General features: G+C 42.7%; 21 protein-coding genes. 8 read left to right on the top strand and 13 right to left on the bottom strand.

The features are described 5' to 3' along the window. Nucleotides 1-4 precede the first annotated feature (4 nt). Complete coding sequence (locus tag IAE16_RS06215; protein ID WP_323699897.1) at nucleotides 5-1,213, top strand: bifunctional 3,4-dihydroxy-2-butanone-4-phosphate synthase/GTP cyclohydrolase II; 1,209 nt, start codon at nucleotides 5-7, stop codon at nucleotides 1,211-1,213. Here IAE16_RS06215 and IAE16_RS06220 read toward each other — a convergent pair. Genes IAE16_RS06220 through IAE16_RS06275 form a run of 12 tightly spaced genes read right to left on the bottom strand, consistent with a single transcriptional unit; the run spans nucleotide 1,205 to nucleotide 10,000 of the window. Continuing rightward, a complete protein-coding gene (locus IAE16_RS06220) occupies nucleotides 1,205-2,191 on the bottom strand; it encodes a sensor histidine kinase (protein WP_323699898.1) in 987 nt (328 codons plus the stop codon). The two genes, IAE16_RS06215 and IAE16_RS06220, sit on opposite strands and share 9 nt — an antisense overlap. Then, nucleotides 2,178-3,260 carry a 5-(carboxyamino)imidazole ribonucleotide synthase gene (locus IAE16_RS06225; protein WP_323699899.1) on the bottom strand — a complete coding sequence of 361 codons (1,083 nt, stop codon included), beginning with the start codon at nucleotides 3,258-3,260 and terminating at the stop codon, nucleotides 2,178-2,180. Before IAE16_RS06225 ends, IAE16_RS06220 begins: the two co-directional genes overlap by 14 nt. Before the next feature lie 9 nt (nucleotides 3,261-3,269). Then, nucleotides 3,270-3,497, bottom strand: a complete 228-nt coding sequence (locus IAE16_RS06230) for a DUF2905 domain-containing protein (RefSeq protein WP_323699900.1) — start codon at nucleotides 3,495-3,497, stop codon at nucleotides 3,270-3,272. Next, a complete protein-coding gene (flhB, locus tag IAE16_RS06235) occupies nucleotides 3,494-4,540 on the bottom strand; it encodes a flagellar biosynthesis protein FlhB (RefSeq protein ID WP_323699901.1) in 1,047 nt (348 codons plus the stop codon). The genes IAE16_RS06230 and flhB overlap by 4 nt, the downstream gene beginning before the upstream one ends. Continuing rightward, nucleotides 4,540-5,301 (bottom strand): flagellar biosynthetic protein FliR, encoded by a 762-nt coding sequence (fliR, locus tag IAE16_RS06240; protein WP_323699902.1) that lies wholly within the window; start codon nucleotides 5,299-5,301, stop codon nucleotides 4,540-4,542. Before fliR ends, flhB begins: the two co-directional genes overlap by 1 nt. After that, a complete protein-coding gene (fliQ, locus tag IAE16_RS06245; RefSeq protein WP_323699903.1) occupies nucleotides 5,298-5,567 on the bottom strand; it encodes a flagellar biosynthesis protein FliQ in 270 nt (89 codons plus the stop codon). Before fliQ ends, fliR begins: the two co-directional genes overlap by 4 nt. Continuing rightward, nucleotides 5,564-6,295: a flagellar type III secretion system pore protein FliP gene (fliP, locus tag IAE16_RS06250; protein WP_323699904.1), complete on the bottom strand. Its 732-nt coding sequence runs from the start codon at nucleotides 6,293-6,295 to the stop codon at nucleotides 5,564-5,566. The genes fliQ and fliP overlap by 4 nt, the downstream gene beginning before the upstream one ends. Continuing rightward, the gene (locus IAE16_RS06255; RefSeq protein WP_323699906.1) at nucleotides 6,276-6,551 is read right to left on the bottom strand and encodes a hypothetical protein; all 276 of its coding nucleotides are present in this window, start codon (nucleotides 6,549-6,551) and stop codon (nucleotides 6,276-6,278) included. Before IAE16_RS06255 ends, fliP begins: the two co-directional genes overlap by 20 nt. Next, entirely contained in the window at nucleotides 6,548-7,024 is a 477-nt protein-coding gene (locus IAE16_RS06260) for a flagellar basal body-associated FliL family protein (RefSeq protein WP_323699907.1), read from the bottom strand. Before IAE16_RS06260 ends, IAE16_RS06255 begins: the two co-directional genes overlap by 4 nt. Nucleotides 7,025-7,039: 15 nt before the next feature. Next, nucleotides 7,040-7,828, bottom strand: coding sequence for a flagellar basal-body rod protein FlgG (gene flgG, locus IAE16_RS06265; RefSeq protein ID WP_323699908.1), 789 nt, complete (start codon nucleotides 7,826-7,828; stop codon nucleotides 7,040-7,042). 18 nt (nucleotides 7,829-7,846) lie between these two features. Then, complete coding sequence (locus IAE16_RS06270; RefSeq protein ID WP_323699909.1) at nucleotides 7,847-8,977, bottom strand: NAD(P)H-dependent flavin oxidoreductase; 1,131 nt, start codon at nucleotides 8,975-8,977, stop codon at nucleotides 7,847-7,849. 48 nt (nucleotides 8,978-9,025) lie between these two features. Next, entirely contained in the window at nucleotides 9,026-10,000 is a 975-nt protein-coding gene (locus tag IAE16_RS06275; protein ID WP_323699910.1) for a ribonuclease H-like domain-containing protein, read from the bottom strand. Between the two features lie 131 nt (nucleotides 10,001-10,131). Here IAE16_RS06275 and IAE16_RS06280 point away from each other — a divergent pair, with 131 nt between their 5' ends. The 7 genes from IAE16_RS06280 to mtnC are packed head-to-tail and all read left to right on the top strand — an operon-like array spanning nucleotide 10,132 to nucleotide 16,939. Next, a complete protein-coding gene (locus tag IAE16_RS06280; RefSeq protein WP_323699911.1) occupies nucleotides 10,132-11,541 on the top strand; it encodes a hypothetical protein in 1,410 nt (469 codons plus the stop codon). Between the two features lie 19 nt (nucleotides 11,542-11,560). Next, on the top strand, nucleotides 11,561-12,778 hold the full coding sequence (locus tag IAE16_RS06285) for a 2,3-bisphosphoglycerate-independent phosphoglycerate mutase (protein WP_323699913.1): 1,218 nt from the start codon (nucleotides 11,561-11,563) through the stop codon (nucleotides 12,776-12,778). A gap of 15 nt (nucleotides 12,779-12,793) precedes the next feature. Then, entirely contained in the window at nucleotides 12,794-13,870 is a 1,077-nt protein-coding gene (gene mqnC, locus IAE16_RS06290) for a cyclic dehypoxanthinyl futalosine synthase (RefSeq protein ID WP_323699914.1), read from the top strand. A gap of 22 nt (nucleotides 13,871-13,892) precedes the next feature. Beyond that, nucleotides 13,893-14,489, top strand: coding sequence for a methylthioribulose 1-phosphate dehydratase (locus IAE16_RS06295; RefSeq protein ID WP_323699915.1), 597 nt, complete (start codon nucleotides 13,893-13,895; stop codon nucleotides 14,487-14,489). After that, the gene (locus tag IAE16_RS06300) at nucleotides 14,486-15,661 is read left to right on the top strand and encodes a DNA-methyltransferase (protein ID WP_323699916.1); all 1,176 of its coding nucleotides are present in this window, start codon (nucleotides 14,486-14,488) and stop codon (nucleotides 15,659-15,661) included. Before IAE16_RS06295 ends, IAE16_RS06300 begins: the two co-directional genes overlap by 4 nt. 55 nt (nucleotides 15,662-15,716) lie before the next feature. Next, nucleotides 15,717-16,271 (top strand): 1,2-dihydroxy-3-keto-5-methylthiopentene dioxygenase, encoded by a 555-nt coding sequence (locus IAE16_RS06305; RefSeq protein WP_323699917.1) that lies wholly within the window; start codon nucleotides 15,717-15,719, stop codon nucleotides 16,269-16,271. Then, the gene (gene mtnC / locus IAE16_RS06310) at nucleotides 16,268-16,939 is read left to right on the top strand and encodes an acireductone synthase (protein ID WP_323699918.1); all 672 of its coding nucleotides are present in this window, start codon (nucleotides 16,268-16,270) and stop codon (nucleotides 16,937-16,939) included. Before IAE16_RS06305 ends, mtnC begins: the two co-directional genes overlap by 4 nt. Here the strand turns inward: mtnC and IAE16_RS06315 are convergent. Further along, nucleotides 16,905-18,224: a heme-copper oxidase family protein gene (locus tag IAE16_RS06315; RefSeq protein WP_323699920.1), complete on the bottom strand. Its 1,320-nt coding sequence runs from the start codon at nucleotides 18,222-18,224 to the stop codon at nucleotides 16,905-16,907. The genes mtnC and IAE16_RS06315 overlap by 35 nt on opposite strands. Nucleotides 18,225-18,226 lie beyond the last annotated feature (2 nt).

The following is an 18,226-nucleotide window of genomic DNA, read 5'->3' on the forward strand; positions in this document are numbered from 1 at the left end:
CTGCATGGATTTTAAGTTCAACACCATAGAAGAAGCCCTTGAGGACATAGCTCAGGGGAAGATGGTTATAGTGGTGGATGACCCAGACAGAGAAAACGAAGGCGACCTTGTTATGGCCGCAGAGAAGGTAACACCAGAAGCCATAAACTTTATGGCAAAGTATGCGAGAGGACTTATATGCTTGACGCTAACACCTCAAAGGTGCGATGAGCTTGACCTATATCCAATGGCGGTAAGAAACACAGACCCAAAGGGCACTTACTTTTGTGTATCCATAGATGCTCACCCTAAGTTTGGCACTACCACAGGCATATCCGCCTTTGACAGAGCTATGACCATAAGGCTTGCAGTAAGCCCAGATGCAAAGCCGTCGGACTTTATAAGACCTGGGCATGTGTTTCCTCTTAAGGCAAAGCCGGGGGGTGTTTTGGAAAGAGCAGGGCATACAGAGGCAAGCGTAGACCTTGCAAGGCTTGCAGGTCTTTATCCTGCGGGTGTTATCTGCGAGATAATGAAAGAGGATGGCACAATGGCGAGACTGCCAGACCTTATGGAGTTTGCCAAAAGGTTTGACCTAAAGATAATAACCATAGCGGACCTTATAAGATACAGGCTAAAGAGGGAGAGGCTTGTTGTCCGTGAGGCTACCGCAAACCTACCCACAAGATATGGCTTTTTCAAGATACATGCATACAAACACATACTTACTGGAGAGGAGCAGGTAGCTCTTACCATGGGTGAATGGAAGGAAGATGAGCCTGTTTTGGTAAGGGTTCACTCTGAATGTCTCACTGGGGATGTTTTTAAGTCTCTTAGGTGTGACTGTAGGGGACAGCTTGAAACCGCAATGGAAATAATAGCCCAAGAAGGCAAGGGAGTGCTTGTATACATAATGGGTCATGAGGGTAGAGGCATAGGTATTGTTAATAAGATAAAGGCATACAATCTTCAGGATATGGGATATGATACGGTGGAGGCTAACGAGAAAGTAGGATACCCTGCAGACCTAAGGGATTACGGCATTGGTGTTCAGATACTTCTTGACCTTGGTGTGAAAAAGATGAGGCTTTTGACCAACAATCCTCGGAAGATAGTAGCCCTTGAAGGCTATGGTCTTGAGGTGGTAGAGAGAGTGCCACTCAAACTCCCAGCCTGCGAGCATAATCAGAGATACTTAGAGGCAAAAAAGCTAAAACTCGGACATCTACTCTAAGGGTAAGAATACACTAAAGATGCTCCCTACACCTTCTTTGCTCTGCACCTCTATTTTCCCACCGTGAGATAAGGCTATATGCTTTACGATAGAGAGACCAAGACCAGTCCCACCTAAGTTTCTTGACCTGGAAGGGTCTACCCTATAGAACCTTTCAAAGATAAAGGGAATATGCTCTTTTGGTATACCTATGCCAGTGTCTTGAACTTGCAGTTGGACGTATTGGTTTTCTCTTTTGGCTTTAACTTCCACTTTTCCTCCCTCCCTGTTGTATTTTATGGCGTTGTCCACAAGGTTTTTAAGAAGAAGGAAAAGTTTGTCCCAGTCTCCTTTAACCTTTAGCTCCCTATCTACGGAATTTATAAGGCTTATGTTTCTCTCTTTTGCCTGTGGCTCTAATAGGTCAAAGACCTCCTCAACTAAGAGCCTAAGGTCCACATCCTCTCTCTTTATTCTTTCCTCACCAGACTCCAACTTGGTAAGTATAAGAAGGTCTTCTACAAGCCTTCTCATGTCCTCAACACGTTTGAGGGCTTTTTCCAAAAATACTTTTTTCTCCTCCCTGTCCTCCTCTTCGTATAGAGTCTCCAAAAGGCTTTTAAGCACCGCTATGGGTGTTTTCAGTTCATGAGACACGTTGGCAACAAACTCCCTTCTTGACCTTTCATACCTTCTTAGCTCCGTTATATCCGAAAAACGAACCACAGTAAGCTCGCTACCTGTAAAGGCATACAGGGTATACTCCCTCTCTTCATGGTCAAAGTTGCAAACCTTGTCCTTTTTCTCTGAGAAGGCTTCCGCAAGACAGCTCACTACTGTGAGGTTGTTGACGCACTCATAGTAGGGTTTACCTTCAAAGTTTTCTCTTAAAAGCCTTCTTTTCAATAGAAAATCGTTGCCAAAAACCACCCTTCCTTCCTTGTCGATAAGCAGATAACCCTCACCCACCTGACTGAGAAATTCCTTAAGAAGGCTCATGGGAATAAAGAAGGTTAACTATCTTCTCAAGTCTTTCCTCAAGCTCTTGCTCTGTGCTTGCGGTTATGTTTATGTGTCCCATCTTTCTTCTTGGCTTTTTGTCCTTTCCATACCAGTAGAGCTTTGTTCCCTCAAGGGAGAGAAGGCTTGACAGGTCTATATCTTCTAAGGAGAGCCCTAAGATGTTAACCATGCCTGAGGGTAGTTTAAGCCTTGTTGAACCCAGTGGAAGACCACATATAGCCCTTAGTAAGTTTTCAAACTGAGAGGTATAGCAAGCATCAAGGCTGTAATGCCCTGTGTTGTGAGGTCTGGGTGCAAACTCGTTTATGAGGACCTTACCATTCCAAGTGTAGAAAAACTCCACCGCCAAAAGACCCACAAGGTCTAAATCCTCCATTAGAGACAAAACTATATCCTCTGCCTCTTTTATGGAAAAACTCCTCGTTTGGTTATAGAGTAAAATCCCTCCCTCGTGGTGGTTTACAGTAAGAGGATAGAGTTTGCTGTTGCCCTTTTGGTCTCTTACACCTATGAGAGAAAACTCAAAGCTAAAATCCACAAACCGCTCTATTAGGAACTTCTCTCCTTCAGTATGATTTTTTAGAATGTCCTCCACATCCTCCAAGTAGTAAACTCTATACTGTCCCTTTCCATCGTATCCTAAACTTTCTGACTTTACCACACAGGGAAGTCCAAAATTCCTTACTTTCTCCCTTAAGTCTTTCCAACTTGCGGTGGTAAACTCTGCGGTAGGATAGTCTCTTTTTCTGTAAAATTCCTTTTCTCTTATCCTGCTCCTTTTTGTTTCAAGCACGTTCAAAGAGGGTGTGGTAAGGTCATAAACCTTTTCTAAAACCTCTTGGTGTATATGTTCAAACTCATAGGTAATAACATCACAAGTTTTTATAAACTCTTCTACCCTATCTGGTGGAAACCACCTCTCTGATATTTTGCTTGCAGGAGACTTGGGGTCTGGGTCAAGGACAAAAAACTCAAAGCCTAACTTCCTGCCCTCAAGGATGGTCATCCAGCCGAGCTGTCCACCACCAAGGATGCCCACACGCATAAGAAAATTTTACTTCCTCAACAGGCTAAAAAGAAGGGTAAGAAGTAAAGAGAAGACTACACTCAGTATTATGGAAGTGCCGAGGGGAAAGTAGAAAGTAAAGTTATCCCTTTTTATCACAATGTCCCCTGGAAGTCTTCCGAGCCCAAGGGGAAGTTTCTCAAAGAAGGTAAGCAGTAATCCCAAGATGAGGAGAACAAAGCCCATTAGCAAAAGCACCTTGCCCACCTCGCTCATGCGGTAAGCCTCCTTTTCCTAAACATTATGAAGGCTATAATTTCTGCAACAGCCCTGTAGAACTTTGGAGGTATTTCCTCTCCTACTTCTACCACAGGATACATGGCTCTTGCGAGCTCCTCTTTCCTTATAACTGGCACACCACTCTCGTTGGCTATGCTAACTATCCTTTCCGCTATAGCTCCCTTTCCCTTTGCTAAAACCTTTGGTGCTTTGTCTCCTTCTTCAGGGTTGTATCTTAAAGCTATGGCTATGTGTGTAGGGTTTGTGATGACAACGCTTGCCTTTGGAACTTCTTTCATCATCCTACCTCTGGCAAGCTGTCTCATACGCCTTTTTATGGCAGACTTTATCTGAGGGTCTCCTTCTTGCTGTTTGTATTCTTCCTTTATCTCCTCCTTACTCATCCTTATTCTTCTCTCGTAATCCCACCTTTTGTAAGCATAATCAAGCAAGGCTATAAGTATTGCAAAAACGCTAAGCACTAAGATTAACTTAAAGGTAAGCCTCAGAGCGTAAAGCAGGAAACTTGAAGCGTCTTGGGAAGGAGCACTAAAAAGGTTATACAAATCTCCCTTAAGTATGAAGTAGGAAATTACCATAAAAAGGGACACTTTTAGTATATTTTTAAAGAGGTCAAAGGCGGTGTTAAGGGAAAAAATCCTCTTTAGACCTTCAAAGGGGTTTAGCCTTTCCCACTTAAACTGGAGAGGTTTTAGGGTAAATATAAAGCCAAACTGACCTACATGTGCAAGCACCACAGTAAGCAATGTAATAAGAAATAGTGGCAAAAGCATTCTTGGAAAACGTTGGCTTGCATACTCAACCGCAGAAGATAGGCTCATAGAAGGGTTATCCACAATAAAATGCACAAAACCTACGACCTCATAAAAGAGATAAGCACCTATAAAAAACAAGACAACGGTGGACAGAAACACCGTTAAGGAAGATGCGATTTCTGGGCTTTTTGCTACATTTCCCTCTTCCCTTAATTTTTTACGCCTATATGGCGTTGCCTTTTCTGTCCTATTTTCTTGAGCCATTACTGTCCACCTATAAGGGCTACAAACTTAATTATATACTCTCTTACGTGGGAAGAATAAGCAAGAAATATCACAGGAAAAGACAAAGTTAGAACCACAAAACCTATAAAAACTTGAATGGGCAACCCCACTATAAAGACGTTTATCTGTGGTATGAACCTGTTTATGAGAGCAAGCACAAGATTAAAAAAGAGCATAACCACTATAACTGGAAGGGCAATTTTGAAGGCGAGAAGGAAGCTCTCGTAAAAAAAGCTCAGGAAGACCTCAGGGTTTATCCCATATAAGTCAAAGCCTCCCGGTGGAACACTCTGAAAACTCCTGCTTATAGATAGCAAAACAATCTCCGCACCACCTAAGGCAAGGAAAAACATAGTTGCCAAAAGGGACAAGAAAAAGGCAAAGACCGTGCTTTGAGGCTGTTGTGGGTTAAATATGGTAGCAAGACCAAGACCCATATTAAGGCTTATAAGCTCTCCAGCCATCTGCATGGCATCAAAAATAAGCCTAAGCATCAACCCTGCGGTAAAGCCAAAGAGGACTTCCTTTAGACATGCAAGAAAAAAGTGTGCGGTGGTAGGGAACTCAACAGGCTTTATATCTGAATAAAGAAATAGGGCAAAGCCTATGGCGGTTGCCAAGAAAACCTTAAAGGTGTTTGGCATAAATTCCTTGCCAAACAGGGGCACTAAAAGGAGAAAGCTAACAACCCTCAGATATACAAGAAATAGGGTAAGAAGCGCGTTTATATCAAGAGTCATCTCAGCCAAGTAGGCATATTTATGATTAGCTCTTTTGTGTAGTCAAGAAGTTTGTTAAGCATCCACGCACCGAGCACAAGCACCGTTATGTATGCAACTATTATCTTCGGTATGTAGCTTAGGGTCATTTCTTGTATCTGCGTAGCGGACTGTAGAATGCTTATTATCAGACCCACCAAAAAGGTGGCAAGAAGCACTGGTGCGGACAGCATAAGAGCCATCTCAAGAGCCTTTTGTCCGAAGGATATAACCATATCTGGGCTCATTGGTAGCTCCTTACAAGGGATAATACCACAAGCTCCCAGCCGTTTGCAAGCACAAAGAGCATTATCTTAAAGGGTAGAGATATTATTTGAGGCGGTATCATAAGAATACCCATGGATATGAGGATAGAGGCAACCACAAGGTCTATTATCAAAAAGGGAAGATAAAGCAAAAAGACTATCTGAAAGGCTGTGGTTATTTCGCTTACCATGAAAGCAGGTATAAGAACGCTCAGAGGAATATCTTGAGGGCTTTTTATGTTCTCTTTCTCTTCCTTTGAGAGACCTGATATATCAAGAAAGACCTTTAGGCTTTCTTTTTTGGTGTTTTTTGCCATGAATTCCTTCATGATGGAGGAGGTTCTGTCAAAAAAAACATCGTCCGTAATCTCGTTTTTGAGAAGAGGTTGAAGAGCTTCAGAGTTTATTCTATCAAAGACGGGCTTCATAATAAAGAAGGTAAGGAAGAGTGCAAGGGAAACTATAACCTGATTGGGTGGAACAGTGGGAACCCCCAAAGCCTGTCTAAGAAGAGAAAGAACTATAACTATCCTTATAAAGGAGGTGGTCATTATGAAGATAGAGGGTGCAAGGGAAAGGATGGTAAGCAGTATCAAGAGCCTTATGGATGTGTCTAATTGACCTGTTCCCACCCTTATGTCTATGTTGGGGATTATCTGTTGAGATAGGGCGGGTAAAGAAAGTAGAAGGCTAAGCAGGATTATCTTCATCCTTGTAGACCACCTCCACCGCACCTTCTGTTATAGCAAGGACAAAGAGCTTTCCCTTTATCTCAAGCTCCACAAGGAGCATGTTTCTACCTAAGGGTATGACCCTTCTAAGTTTAATCTCTGACCCTTTTTCCTCCCTTGTCCAGCGGAGCCTTTGAAGGAGAGGGAGAAGGTATGGAAGAGTGATAAGTATAAGGACTATCACTATGCCTAATGCGACAAAGGTGCGCAGAAAGCTAAAGAATAAATCAGTCATGTGGTCTGCACCACAAATTCTGTAAAGTATATGTTCCTAACTCCACCCTCAAAGAGTATGGTGTTTATCCTTCTTATAAGCTCAAGCCTTAGGCTTTCTCTACCCTCAGGAGTTCTCACAAAGGAGGAGGTTTTACTGCTTATTACATCAATTATGGCATCCTTTATTATGGGTAGCCTCTTATCTACCTCCTGCCTTACCTTCTCATTGGAAAGCTCAAGGGTTATGGCAACTCTTGCGTAGGCGTCTGTATCCCTGTCTGCAAGGTTTACGGTAAAAACTCCCAAGTCCATCATAACACCTACTTGAGAAGGGAGAGGTGCGTTATCTCCCTTTTTCTCCTTTTTCGCAAAAAGGAAAAAGTAGGCTCCACCACCTCCTGCAAGTATAACCAACAGGAGCGGTAAAATAAAAAGTATCTTCTTAGACCCGCCTTTTTTTTCCTCTTTTGCTTCTTTTACCTCCTCAGCCATGGATTAAATTATAGCTTACCTTCTTAAATTAGCGGTCTGTCCAAGCATCTCATCCGCAGCGGTAATACCCTTTGTGTTGAACTCAAAAGCCCTTTGAGCTATTATGAGGTTTACCATCTCCTCCACTATGTTCACATTGGAGGCTTCAAGGTATCCCTGAAGAAGTGTGCCTATGCCTTGGTTGCCCGGGTTGTCCACCACTGGCTCGCCTGATGCATCAGTTTGTATAAATAGATTGTTTCCTATCCTTCTAAGACCTGCAGGGTTTACAAACTTGGCAAGCTCAAACCTACCTACCTCTTCCACCGCGGTAGCACCCTGCCTCAGAACCGTTACAGTGCCATCAGGACCAACACCCAGGCTTATAGCGTCTGGTGGTATGGTTATTTCTGGGTCAATTGGATAGCCATCTGGATTAACTATCCTTCCGTCCGCATCAAGCCTGAACTGGCCGTTCCTTGTGTAGGCTATTGTGCCGTCTGGCAGAACCACCTTAAAAAAGCCCTCTCCCTGAATGGCTATGTCTAACTGATTACCTGTTTGGAAGATGTTTCCCTGAGTGAATATGCCGTAAGTGTCCGATATGTATGTTCCAAGACCTATCTGAAAGCCAGATGGATTTCTGGTGGCAGGAGATGTGGGTGCTCCCGGGTCCCTTATGGTTTGGTAGACCAAGTCCTGAAAGGTTGCTCTCATTTTCTTAAAGCCCACCGTGTTCACATTTGCCATATTATGAGAAATAACGTCCAAGTTTGTCTGCTGAGCTGTCATACCAGAGGCTGATGTCCAAAGTGCCCTAAACATATAACCCCTCCTTAAGTTTTATTTTAAAACACCTTCTTCCTCAAGGGTTGGGTCTGGTCTTTTGCCTGTGAGTATTTCAATAAGCTCCTTTACGCTTATTATTCCCTGCTTTTTAAGTAGGTGTCCGTTTGCACCACTTATGAATATGCCCTCCTCGTAGTTTCCAAGCCACGCAGAGCCAAGCCTGTCCGCTATGCAAAAGCCTACCTTCTTAGCTTCTTCTCCCTTGTTGCAGGGTGTTATACAATGAGAAACACAGCCGTTCCATCCATTGTATCCAGCAAGAAGTCTTTCTATAAAGGGTGTCCTTATTACCCTAAGAGGATAGCCCACAGGGGACTTAAAGAGCATTATGTCCTCTTCTTCTGCGTTAAGGACTATTTCCTTGTATATGGGTGGTGCATCACACTCATGAGTGGCTATAAAGCGTGTTGCCATTTGCACACCGCTTGCACCCTTCTGCATGTAGTAGACTATGTCCTTGTAGCTCCAAACACCACCCGCCACTATAACTGGAATACTTCCCCATCTTTGAGCTTCTTCAAGGACAGAAGGGAAAAGGTTCTCAAGTTGATATTCTGGCATAAAGCACTCTTCGTATTTAAAGCCTTGATGCCCTCCAGATTTTGGACCCTCAAGAACAACCGCATCAGGAAGCCTTTTGTATTTTTTCTCCCAAGTCCTGCATATAAGGTTAAGGGCTCTGGCAGAGGAAACTATGGGAATTAACGCCACATCCGCATCACCCACATACTCAGGAAGCCTAAGGGGAAGACCCGCACCAGATATTATTGCATCCGCACCAGCTTCAACCGCATCTTGCGCAACCCTTCCGTAGTCGGTTATGGCACAGAGTATGTTTACTCCTATGGCACCCTTACCTTCCGAAATCCTCTTTGCTTCCTGTATTAGCCTCGTGAGGGCTTCCTTGCTATGGGTGTATATTGACCCTATAGGTCTTCCAAACCTATCTCTTTTGACAAGCTCTGGGTATCTGTAGCCAGTGCCTACCGCAGATACCACACCGACCGCACCCTCTCTCGCTACAGCACCTGCCAGCCTTTCCCAGGATATACCCACACCCATTCCACCTTGAATTATAGGAACTGGAACGGTTTTCTTTCTAAGCTTTAAAGGTTTCAAAGACATAATAACCTCCTGCTTATAAATATATGCCAAGCCTTTGTAGAGGACAAGTTAGGTTATTTCTTCTTCGTGGTCTTCCTCTTCCCTTGATTTTACTATTCTACAGATGGTTTCGTAATTTAGAAGACCACAAACCTCTCCCAAGTCTGGCTCGTTATTGGGTGTTAAATTACGCAAAGTTTGCACTTGTCTATCCGTTGGTCCTTTACCATAGAGGTTTATGAGATTGGAAACTTCTCTTTCAGTCAGAAGCCCATTATCAAGAGCGTATTCTACAACCTCATTGCTACTGGAAAAACCTGCGGATGTTAAAAGGTCAACGAGAGGTTTGTTTTGGATATAATCTTTAACCCTTTCGTAGAGCATGCCCGTTATGATAGCATCCCTTAGGTTGTATTCTGCCACCTTCTTGTATTCTTTATTTAGAAAGGCATCTCTCACCTTTGAACCGTCCATATCGCCCTTATCTATAGGAAGATTAAGCCTTTTTGCTATAAAGTTGAGAGAGTAGTTGTTCCTACCTACATTAAACAGTTCTCTTAGGTCTATGTGGTTTTTGTTTTTGGAAAGAAGGTGTTTATAGAGGGCGACGGGTTTAATGCCCTGTAATATTGTTCTTATTTTGATAAACTCCATATCAAAGTCCTTTCCGTAAAAGCTAATAAGCTTATCAACATCTTTTAGCTGTTCCCAGAGGAACTCAAGAAGCCTTTTCTCTGCAGAAAGAAGCCCATCTTTTAAAGATATAGAGGTATACAGTGTTTCTATGTTTCTACTATCTACTGTGATATTGGACTTTTCTTTTTTATCTTCTTCAGCCATATAAAAGACATATCCTACATTCTCCTCCAAGAAGAAGAGGGAAAAGGAAATTAAGATGGAAACATAAGGGTTTGTTGCAAGGTCTCTGTGGAAGCCCTCTTCAGAATTGTAGTCCTTTCTACCTCTAAGATATAAAAGCTCTTCTCCTGTAAGCTCCTCCGTGGGACAAAAGGTCTCAATATCAAAGCTAACAACTTTTTCCACGTTAACTCCCCCACTTATATTTTAAACCAAAACACAACAATAAACAAAAATTTTACTTATAGGGTGCATAAAAAGGTTTTATTGACTGAAATTATATAAAGACTATACTTAAAAGTAAGGAGGTGGGAAAGATGATAGAGCTAATGCTTAACAAAGAAAGCCTCGCGGTCAGAGAAAAACTTGCCTTCTTTAGAAGCCTTTTACGCTCTGAGATGGAGGTTCTCAACGAATACTGCGGTGTGGACAATATGCCCAAAAGGTATGCGGTAGAGCTTTGCCACCTGCACAACATAAAAAAGGTTAACATAGCTAGGCTCTTAAGTATAATTGAGTTCTACGACCCAGATTTTATAAAGACCCTTGCCCTCACAGACCCAAGGGTAAGGAAATTTGTGGGTTATTACTTTGATTTTCTCCGGACAAACCCATACGGATATGAAGCTATTGAACCTCAAAACCTCTTTGGAAACTGGGACTTTATAAAATACAAGCTAAAGGTTCTCTTCCCAGAGCTTACCCTTGATGAGATAGAAAGGTTTAAGTTCAAGAGAAGGGAATTCGTAGAATACGCAAGGAAAAAGACTGGTGAAAGTGAGGAGGTAATAGAATCAAAGCTAAGCAAGGCAACATGGTATGAAACAGTCCCATACCTTGAACTTGAGGAAGAGATGTCAAAGCAGTGGCATCCTGAACCCATAATGACCGACGAGGACTGGAAGTTTATAAAAAGACATATAAAGGGAAGAAAGAACGTGGTGATTTTCCAAGATGGGAAGGAAAAGCTCGTTTACGTGGAGGTGGACATACCCGATGAGGAGCTTGATAAATACAAGAAAGATAGAGATGGGTTAAAAAGACTTCTAATGCAAAAGTATAACCTCCCTGAGGATGGTGCGGAGCAGATACTAAGAAAGGCTGGCTGGGAATCTGAAACCTACCACATAATACCTCCCGTCCACACGGATGTGGTCTTAGACTATGGAGAAACTGAAAAGGAGTTGGAGGAAGAAGGGAAAGAGGAAGCAAATGTTAGCTACCATGAGCTTGCCAACTTTATAAGATATCTGGGCGGTCTTGAATTAGAGGAGCTAAACTACTTTGAGCTGATATACGACAAGGTAGAGCCAGAAGTCCAGAGCATTCTTGACCAGGTCATAAGAACTCAAAGGAGAATACTGGGTAAGCTCTTTGGAATATTCTACACCGTTGACCCGCTTATGGCGGAAGCCATCCTAACCATAAAGCCAGAAAGGTTTGAGTTTCTAAAATCCCTCACGGTAAAGGAAACGGTTAGAAACAAGGAGTTTAACCTATACTCTAACCTTGCTGCGTGGAACATAGTAAAGGATAGGATAGTTTCCCGTTTTCCTGAAGTTAGCTATGAGGAGATAGAGGAGTATAAGGGTAGAAGGCAGGACTTTGTGAAACTGCTTATGGAGAGGACAAAGAAATCACAGGAAGCTGTAGAAAGAGGGCTTGAGGAGTGCGGATGGCTCAAAAGTGAAGAAATACCTCCTTTCCTAAGACAGATAGGACCATAAGCTGGTAAAATCTTAACTTATGCTGAAGGACTTGCTCATAAAGAACAGCACAAAGATACTTATGGTGGTCCTTGATGGTCTTGGTGGGCTACCTGTGAAGGATACAAAGACGGAGCTTGAGCTTGCCAACACTCCAAACCTTGACAGCTTAGCCAAAAGGTCTGCCCTTGGCATGCATATTCCTGTGGACTATGGCATAACACCCGGTAGTGGTCCTGGTCATCTGGGTATTTTTGGCTACAATCCCTTGGAGTATCAAATAGGTAGGGGTATATTGGAGGCTCTTGGACTTGGGCTTGAGGTAAGGGATACAGACATAGCCATAAGAGGAAACTACGCCACGGTGGAGAGGGTAAATGGTAGGTTAATAGTAAAGGATAGGAGGGCAGGAAGGATTCCTACGGAGGAGAACAGAAGGATAACTAAGAAGCTCTCAGAGGCGATAAGGGAAGTGGATGGTGTAAGGGTGTTTTTTGCTCCGGGTATGGAGCACAGAGTTGCCTTGCTCTTGAGGTTTCCAGAGGCTCTTCCAGAGGGTAGCGACCGTATAAGGGACACAGACCCACAAAAGGAAGGACTTGAGCCCATAGAGCCGAAAGGCTTAAATGAAGCGTCAGAAAAGGTGGCTCATGTCTTGAGAAAACTTTTGGAAAAAATAGAAGAAGTGCTCGCAGATGAGCCAAAGGCTAACTATATGCTTTTGAGGGGTTTTTCTCAAAAGCCAAAGATGGAAAGTTTTGAAGAGAGGTTTGGTCTAAAAGCCTGTGCTATTGCGGTCTATCCCATGTATAGGGGTCTTGCAAGCCTTGTGGGTATGGAACTCATAGACTTTGAGGGTCAGTCCATACAAGACCAGATAATGGCTCTCAAAGATGTCTGGCAGGACTATGACTTTTTCTTCCTGCATATAAAGAAAACGGACTCTTACGGTGAGGATGGCAACTATGAAGGCAAGATAAGGGTGATAGAGGAGTTTGACAAACATCTGCCAGAGCTTTTGGAGTTAAAACCAGATGTGTTTGTTATAACAGGAGACCACTCCACTCCCTCCATGCTAAGAGGACACTCTTGGCATCCTGTGCCAGTGCTTTTGCATTCTCCCTACGTGCTGGGTGGAACTTCAGAAAGGTTTACAGAAAGGGAGTGTTTGAAGGGTGAGCTTGGCATTTTTCCCGCAGAAAAGCTCATAAATCTCATGTTGGCACACTCTCTAAGGCTTGCCAAGTTTGGTGCTTGAGATAAATTCTATGGCATGAAGACGCAAACAGAGATTTACGATAAAGTCCTTGAAGGCGAAAGGATAAGCCCAGAGGAAGCCCTTAGGCTCTTTGAGGAAGATCTATCCACTCTTGGCTTTCTTGCCAACGAGATAAGGAAAAGACATCATCCTGAGAACATAGCCACCTTTGTAATAGACAGAAATGTCAACTACACCAATGTGTGTGTTGCTGGGTGCAAGTTTTGTGCCTTTCAGAGAAAGGTAGGCTCGCCAGAGGGTTATGTGCTCTCAAAGGGGGAAATCCTCAAGAAGGTGCAAGAGCTGGTGGATTGGGGTGGAACTACTCTCCTTATGCAAGGTGGTCTAAACCCAGACCTGCCAATAGAATATTACGAAGACCTCATAAGCTCCATAAAGGAGAGGTTTCCACAAGTTCAAGTTCATTCCTTTTCCGCTCCTGAGATAGTCTATCTGGCAAAGATAGAAAGGCTAAGCGTAAGGGAAGTCTTAAAAAGGCTCAAGGATGCAGGTCTTGACTCTCTGCCCGGTGGTGGTGCGGAGATTTTGTCTAAGGAAGTAAGAAGTTTTCTAAGCCCAGGCAAGTGCAGTGTAGAGGAGTGGGAGCTCGTGCACAGGACCGCCCATGAGCTTGGTATGACCTCTACCGCCACTATGATGTTTGGTCATGTGGAAAAGCCAGAGCATATAGTGGAGCACTTGGAGAGGATAAGAAGGATACAAGATGAAACAGGTGGCTTTACCGCCTTTATACCTTGGACTTTTAAAAAGGGTAATACCCTATTGGACAAGGTGGAGGAAGCCTCTTCTACCTACTATCTCAAGGTGCTTGCCATATCAAGGATATACCTTGACAACTTCAAGAATATACAAAGCTCTCACGTAACTCAGACCATGCAGGTGGGAACTGTGGGACTGTACTTTGGTGCCAACGACCTTGGCAGTGTGATGATAGAGGAGAATGTCATTTCTTCTACTTCCTACAAGGTAAGTATACCGAAGGTAGAGGACATGGTTCAAGCCATAAAGTCCGCAGGCTTTATCCCTGCTCAGAGGGACACATACTATAGGATAGTGAGGATTTTCAATTAGAGTGCTAAAATTATAAGTTCCAATGCATAGGGAGATTTCCGAGCTTATAGAGATAGGAAGGCTTTTGCATTCAAGGGGTTGGCTACCTGCAAGTGGTGGAAACCTTTCTGTGAGGCTTGAAGATGAGAGGGTGCTTATTACCGCTTCAGGAAGCCATAAGGGGCATCTTACAAGAGAAGACTTTGTGGTGGTTAATCTAAAGGGAGAGGTATTGGAAGGCTCAAAAAAGCCTTCTGCAGAAACAGAGCTTCATCTCTTAGTCTATAGGGTTTTTCCAGAGGTAAAGTCCGTCTTGCATGTGCATTCTATAAACTCCACGTTAATATCAAGAATGGCACAAGAAGACATAAGGCTTGAAGGGTATGAGCTTCTGAAAGCCTTTGAGGGTATAAAAACCCACGAAACGAGTATAAGCGTGCCTGTCCTTGAAAACTCCCAAGACATGGAGGAGTTATCTAAGAGAATTGAGAAAAAGCTGAGAGAAGAAAAGGTTTACGGCTTTCTCCTTAGGTCTCATGGCTTATACACATGGGGTAAAAGCATAAGGGAGGCTTATATAAGGCTTGAGGCTTTTGAGTTCCTTTTTGAGTGTGAGCTCAGGCTAATGCCTTTGGCATGAAGGCGAGGCTTTATATTGCGGATGCAAGAAGCATGAAGGAGTTAAGGGACGATAGCATAGACCTTGTCATTACCTCTCCACCCTATTGGCACATTAAAGACTATGGAGTTGAAGGTCAAATAGGATATGGACAGAGCCTGCACGAGTATTTAAAAAGCCTATACGCGGTCTTTAAAGAATGCTACAGGGTTCTAAAAGGAGGAACTAAACTTTGCATAAACATAGGAGACCAGTTTGCCCGTAGCATAGTATATGGAGCGTATAAAGTTATACCTATCCATGCGGAGATAATATGCATGTGTGAAGAAATAGGCTTTGACTATATGGGTGCTATAATATGGCAGAAAAAGACAACTATGAATACCACAGGTGGAGCAAACATAATGGGTAGTTTTCCATATCCGCCGAATGGTGTTGTAGAAATAGACTATGAGTTTATACTAATTTTTAAAAAAGAAGGTAAACGCAAGGTTGAAAAAAGCGTTAAAGAGGCTTCAAAATTGACAAAGGAAGAATGGAAGGAATATTTCTCTGGTCATTGGAAATTCGCAGGTGCAAAACAAATTAACCACGAGGCGGTTTTTCCAGAAGAGCTTCCAAGAAGGTTAATAAAGATGTTTTCCTTTGTAGGAGACACGGTGCTTGACCCTTTTGCAGGCAGTGGGACAACCCTTAAAGTAGCCTTAGAGCTTGGTAGAAAAGCCATAGGCTACGAGATAAAGGAAGACTACATTAAATTGGTGAGAGAGAAATTAGGTTTGTTTGGGCTTGAGGTTATAAAAAGAGAAGTTCAGGACTATAAGGTAGAAGAGGTCAATTATGAGCCAAAGGTAAAAGATGCTAAGCCATTGATTGAGGAAAAGAAGTTTAAGTTTAACGGAGATAGATTATACAAAGTTATAAAAGTGCTTTCAGAAGATACCCTTTTACTTTCTACTGGCATTAAAGTAAAATTGGCTGGTGTGAGAATTAAGGATAAGAATTCTGCTTTAGAATATTTGAACCGTTATGTAAAGGGTAAAGAGGTGTTTTTGAAGTTTGTGAGTAATAGCGAAGAAAGTCCTCATGATACGGTTATTGCCAGAGTGTTTCTTAAAAACAAAATCCACATAAATAGAAAGATGGTGCAGATGAATATTGCGGAGGAAGTGCATTTTAAACTAACAATTTAGATGAGGACAAAAGACACTTTTGAGTTTAGGCTATAATAAACTTAGGAGGTCCGAAATGAGCTTGCTTGTGGTTTATGACGAGGAAGGAAGGCTTTTGGAAGTTGAAAGGGACTACGAAAAGATATCTCAGAGGCTTGCGTCCATTGGAATACGCTTTGAAAGGTGGGAGGCGAAGGCAGAGCTTCCCTGGTCTGCAGGTCAAGAAGAGGTGCTTGAAGCCTACAAGGAGGATGTGGACAGGATAGTGAAGGAGTTTGACTTTAAGTCCATTGATGTGGTAAGCCTAACACCAGAGCATCCAAAAAAGGAAGAGCTAAGAAATATGTTTCTTTCAGAGCATACGCACTCAGACTTTGAAGTGAGGTTTTTCGTGGATGGCTGTGGAACCTTTTACCTGCACCCTGAGGATAAAGTCTACGTGGTCTTGTGTGAGAAGGGTGATTTCATAAGCGTGCCTGCAAACACAAAGCACTGGTTTGATATGGGAACAGAGCCGTTCTTTAAGGCTATTAGGTTTTTCTCCATACCTGACGGTTGGGTGGCAAACTTCACAGGCTCTGATATATCCAAAAAAATACCAAGCCACGACCAAATCTTGAAGCTAAGATGATAAGGGCAATTATAACGGATATAGAAGGAACAACCTCATCCATATCCTATGTAAAAGAGGTTATGTTTCCCTACTCAGAGATAAGGCTTAGAAGTTTTCTTGAGGCTTATTGGCAAGAGGATAAGGTCAAGGAGCTAATAAGAGGACTTGAGGAAAAACTCCAAAGAAGCATAGACCTTGACACTGCGGTAAAGACCTTTGAAGAATGGATAGATAAAGACCTAAAAGAACCACTTCTCAAAGAACTTCAAGGGCATATATGGGAAGAGGGGTTTAAGTCAGGAGAGTTAAAAGGACACATATACGAAGATGCTTATAAAAAACTCAAAGAGTGGAAGGAGCAAGGCTATAGGCTCTATGTTTACTCTTCTGGTTCTGTAAAGGCTCAAAAGCTCTTTTTTGGAAACACAGACTACGGAGACCTTACCTATCTTTTTGATGGCTTTTTTGACACTTCTGTGGGAAGTAAAAAGGAGAAGGAGTCTTATCTGAAAATTGCTGAGCTTATAGGTCTAAAGCCGGAGGAGTGTTTGTTTTTGTCTGACTTGGAGGAGGAGCTTGACTGTGCAAGGTCCGCTGGTATGAGAACTATAAGGGTTGTAAGGGACACGGAAAAGACAGATTCAAAACACCCTATTGTGGAGAACTTCTACCAAATAACACTTTAAGAGAGTAGAGAACAAATATAACACCACCTGCAACTGCAAGAAGTGTGCCAATACCCATTAGACCCAAAGACATAAGCACTAATGGGTCATCGGTAAAGCCTGTGCCATAGGTTTTTCTTGGTGCATTCCTTAAACCTGCAAAAAAGAGTCCCAACACAAAAAGCACCATGCCAGTGCCGTATAGATAAACTTGGGGTAAGGATATTTTGCTGAGCCTTTGGGTATAACCCAGCTCCTTAAAAAGATAATATGCAATTGTCATAAAGGCGAGAGTCTGACTGGTTATTACTCCATGATAATGGGCAGGAATGCTAAGGTTTGACTTCATGCCTATGTATTCGCTTGATGGGTTAATAAAATAAGACACAAGGGAAGGCAAAACTCCAGCGTAGGCAATAAATACACCAAGCAGGTAGAGAACAAGGGATATAAAAAAGGCTGTGGAATATAGGTCTTTGCCCATCTTATAGTTTTTAAGCAAGAAGTATATATGGAAGAATATGGGAAGACCAAGCCCTACCGCATATCCCAGGTCTGTAAGTCTTCTTGCACTTTCAGAAACAGGATCTGCAAAAACTATGGGAATAAACACATACATAAAGCAAAAGGAAAGAAACAAAAAGCTCACATATCTAAGCCTTCCAAGTTCAAGCCTTATACCCTTTATCTCAAACAAGTAATACCAAGCGTATAGAAGCATTACACCGTTTATAAACTGATGGGTATGTCCTGGTGCCCAATAGAGCCTTTCGTAGAAAAGATAAAGCTCCTCTCTTGAGCCTACCTTTGGTATGGAGGTAAGAAAGGCGAGTAACATAAAAATAGAAAGCAATACAGAAATTGATGCTAAGTGCTCTCTTGGGTTTTCTGAGAATATACCTTTTTCAGCCTTTGTCAGAAGTCCAAAACCACCGAGCCAAAAACCGGCAAAAAAGAGTAAAGCACCAAGCCAGAAAAGTGGATGGTCTATGGTGGGAAGGTAGTTGTTAGATACTCCCTTACCAACTCCCAGAAGGGAAACAAGGGCTATAAAGAAAATGCCAGTTAGAGAAAAGTAAAAGGGTGTTTTTAACTCTTCTTTAAAGGTTAATTGCCACAAAAGGAGGGTGAAGGTAAGGAAAAAACCCACTATGGCGAGGTCTACGTGTCCTATAATGGCGTGGTAAAAATAACCTGGGGGAACGAGCTTATAGATTGCAGGAGTTCTTGCTACTGCAGCCACAAGGGCAAGCAAGCCACCAAGACCCAAAGAAACAATAGAAAGCAAAAGCCATTTTCTGTGCATGG

It is taken from the genome of Hydrogenobacter sp. T-2, from assembly GCF_033971325.1.
GTDB lineage: Bacteria > Aquificota > Aquificia > Aquificales > Aquificaceae > Pampinifervens > Pampinifervens diazotrophicum.

What these genes read in the sequence shown, in the direction of transcription:
- IAE16_RS06215 (WP_323699897.1), top strand. Translation starts at nt 5, where the DNA reads ATGGATTTTAAGTTCAACACCATAGAAGAAGCCCTTGAGGACATAGCT.
- IAE16_RS06220 (WP_323699898.1), bottom strand. Translation starts at nt 2,191, where the DNA reads ATGAGCCTTCTTAAGGAATTTCTCAGTCAGGTGGGTGAGGGTTATCTG.
- IAE16_RS06225 (WP_323699899.1), bottom strand. Translation starts at nt 3,260, where the DNA reads ATGCGTGTGGGCATCCTTGGTGGTGGACAGCTCGGCTGGATGACCATC.
- IAE16_RS06230 (WP_323699900.1), bottom strand. Translation starts at nt 3,497, where the DNA reads ATGAGCGAGGTGGGCAAGGTGCTTTTGCTAATGGGCTTTGTTCTCCTC.
- flhB (WP_323699901.1), bottom strand. Translation starts at nt 4,540, where the DNA reads ATGGCTCAAGAAAATAGGACAGAAAAGGCAACGCCATATAGGCGTAAA.
- fliR (WP_323699902.1), bottom strand. Translation starts at nt 5,301, where the DNA reads ATGACTCTTGATATAAACGCGCTTCTTACCCTATTTCTTGTATATCTG.
- fliQ (WP_323699903.1), bottom strand. Translation starts at nt 5,567, where the DNA reads ATGAGCCCAGATATGGTTATATCCTTCGGACAAAAGGCTCTTGAGATG.
- fliP (WP_323699904.1), bottom strand. Translation starts at nt 6,295, where the DNA reads ATGAAGATAATCCTGCTTAGCCTTCTACTTTCTTTACCCGCCCTATCT.
- IAE16_RS06255 (WP_323699906.1), bottom strand. Translation starts at nt 6,551, where the DNA reads ATGACTGATTTATTCTTTAGCTTTCTGCGCACCTTTGTCGCATTAGGC.
- IAE16_RS06260 (WP_323699907.1), bottom strand. Translation starts at nt 7,024, where the DNA reads ATGGCTGAGGAGGTAAAAGAAGCAAAAGAGGAAAAAAAAGGCGGGTCT.
- flgG (WP_323699908.1), bottom strand. Translation starts at nt 7,828, where the DNA reads ATGTTTAGGGCACTTTGGACATCAGCCTCTGGTATGACAGCTCAGCAG.
- IAE16_RS06270 (WP_323699909.1), bottom strand. Translation starts at nt 8,977, where the DNA reads ATGTCTTTGAAACCTTTAAAGCTTAGAAAGAAAACCGTTCCAGTTCCT.
- IAE16_RS06280 (WP_323699911.1), top strand. Translation starts at nt 10,132, where the DNA reads ATGATAGAGCTAATGCTTAACAAAGAAAGCCTCGCGGTCAGAGAAAAA.
- IAE16_RS06285 (WP_323699913.1), top strand. Translation starts at nt 11,561, where the DNA reads ATGCTGAAGGACTTGCTCATAAAGAACAGCACAAAGATACTTATGGTG.
- mqnC (WP_323699914.1), top strand. Translation starts at nt 12,794, where the DNA reads ATGAAGACGCAAACAGAGATTTACGATAAAGTCCTTGAAGGCGAAAGG.
- IAE16_RS06295 (WP_323699915.1), top strand. Translation starts at nt 13,893, where the DNA reads ATGCATAGGGAGATTTCCGAGCTTATAGAGATAGGAAGGCTTTTGCAT.
- IAE16_RS06300 (WP_323699916.1), top strand. Translation starts at nt 14,486, where the DNA reads ATGAAGGCGAGGCTTTATATTGCGGATGCAAGAAGCATGAAGGAGTTA.
- IAE16_RS06305 (WP_323699917.1), top strand. Translation starts at nt 15,717, where the DNA reads ATGAGCTTGCTTGTGGTTTATGACGAGGAAGGAAGGCTTTTGGAAGTT.
- mtnC (WP_323699918.1), top strand. Translation starts at nt 16,268, where the DNA reads ATGATAAGGGCAATTATAACGGATATAGAAGGAACAACCTCATCCATA.
- IAE16_RS06315 (WP_323699920.1), bottom strand. Translation starts at nt 18,224, where the DNA reads ATGCACAGAAAATGGCTTTTGCTTTCTATTGTTTCTTTGGGTCTTGGT.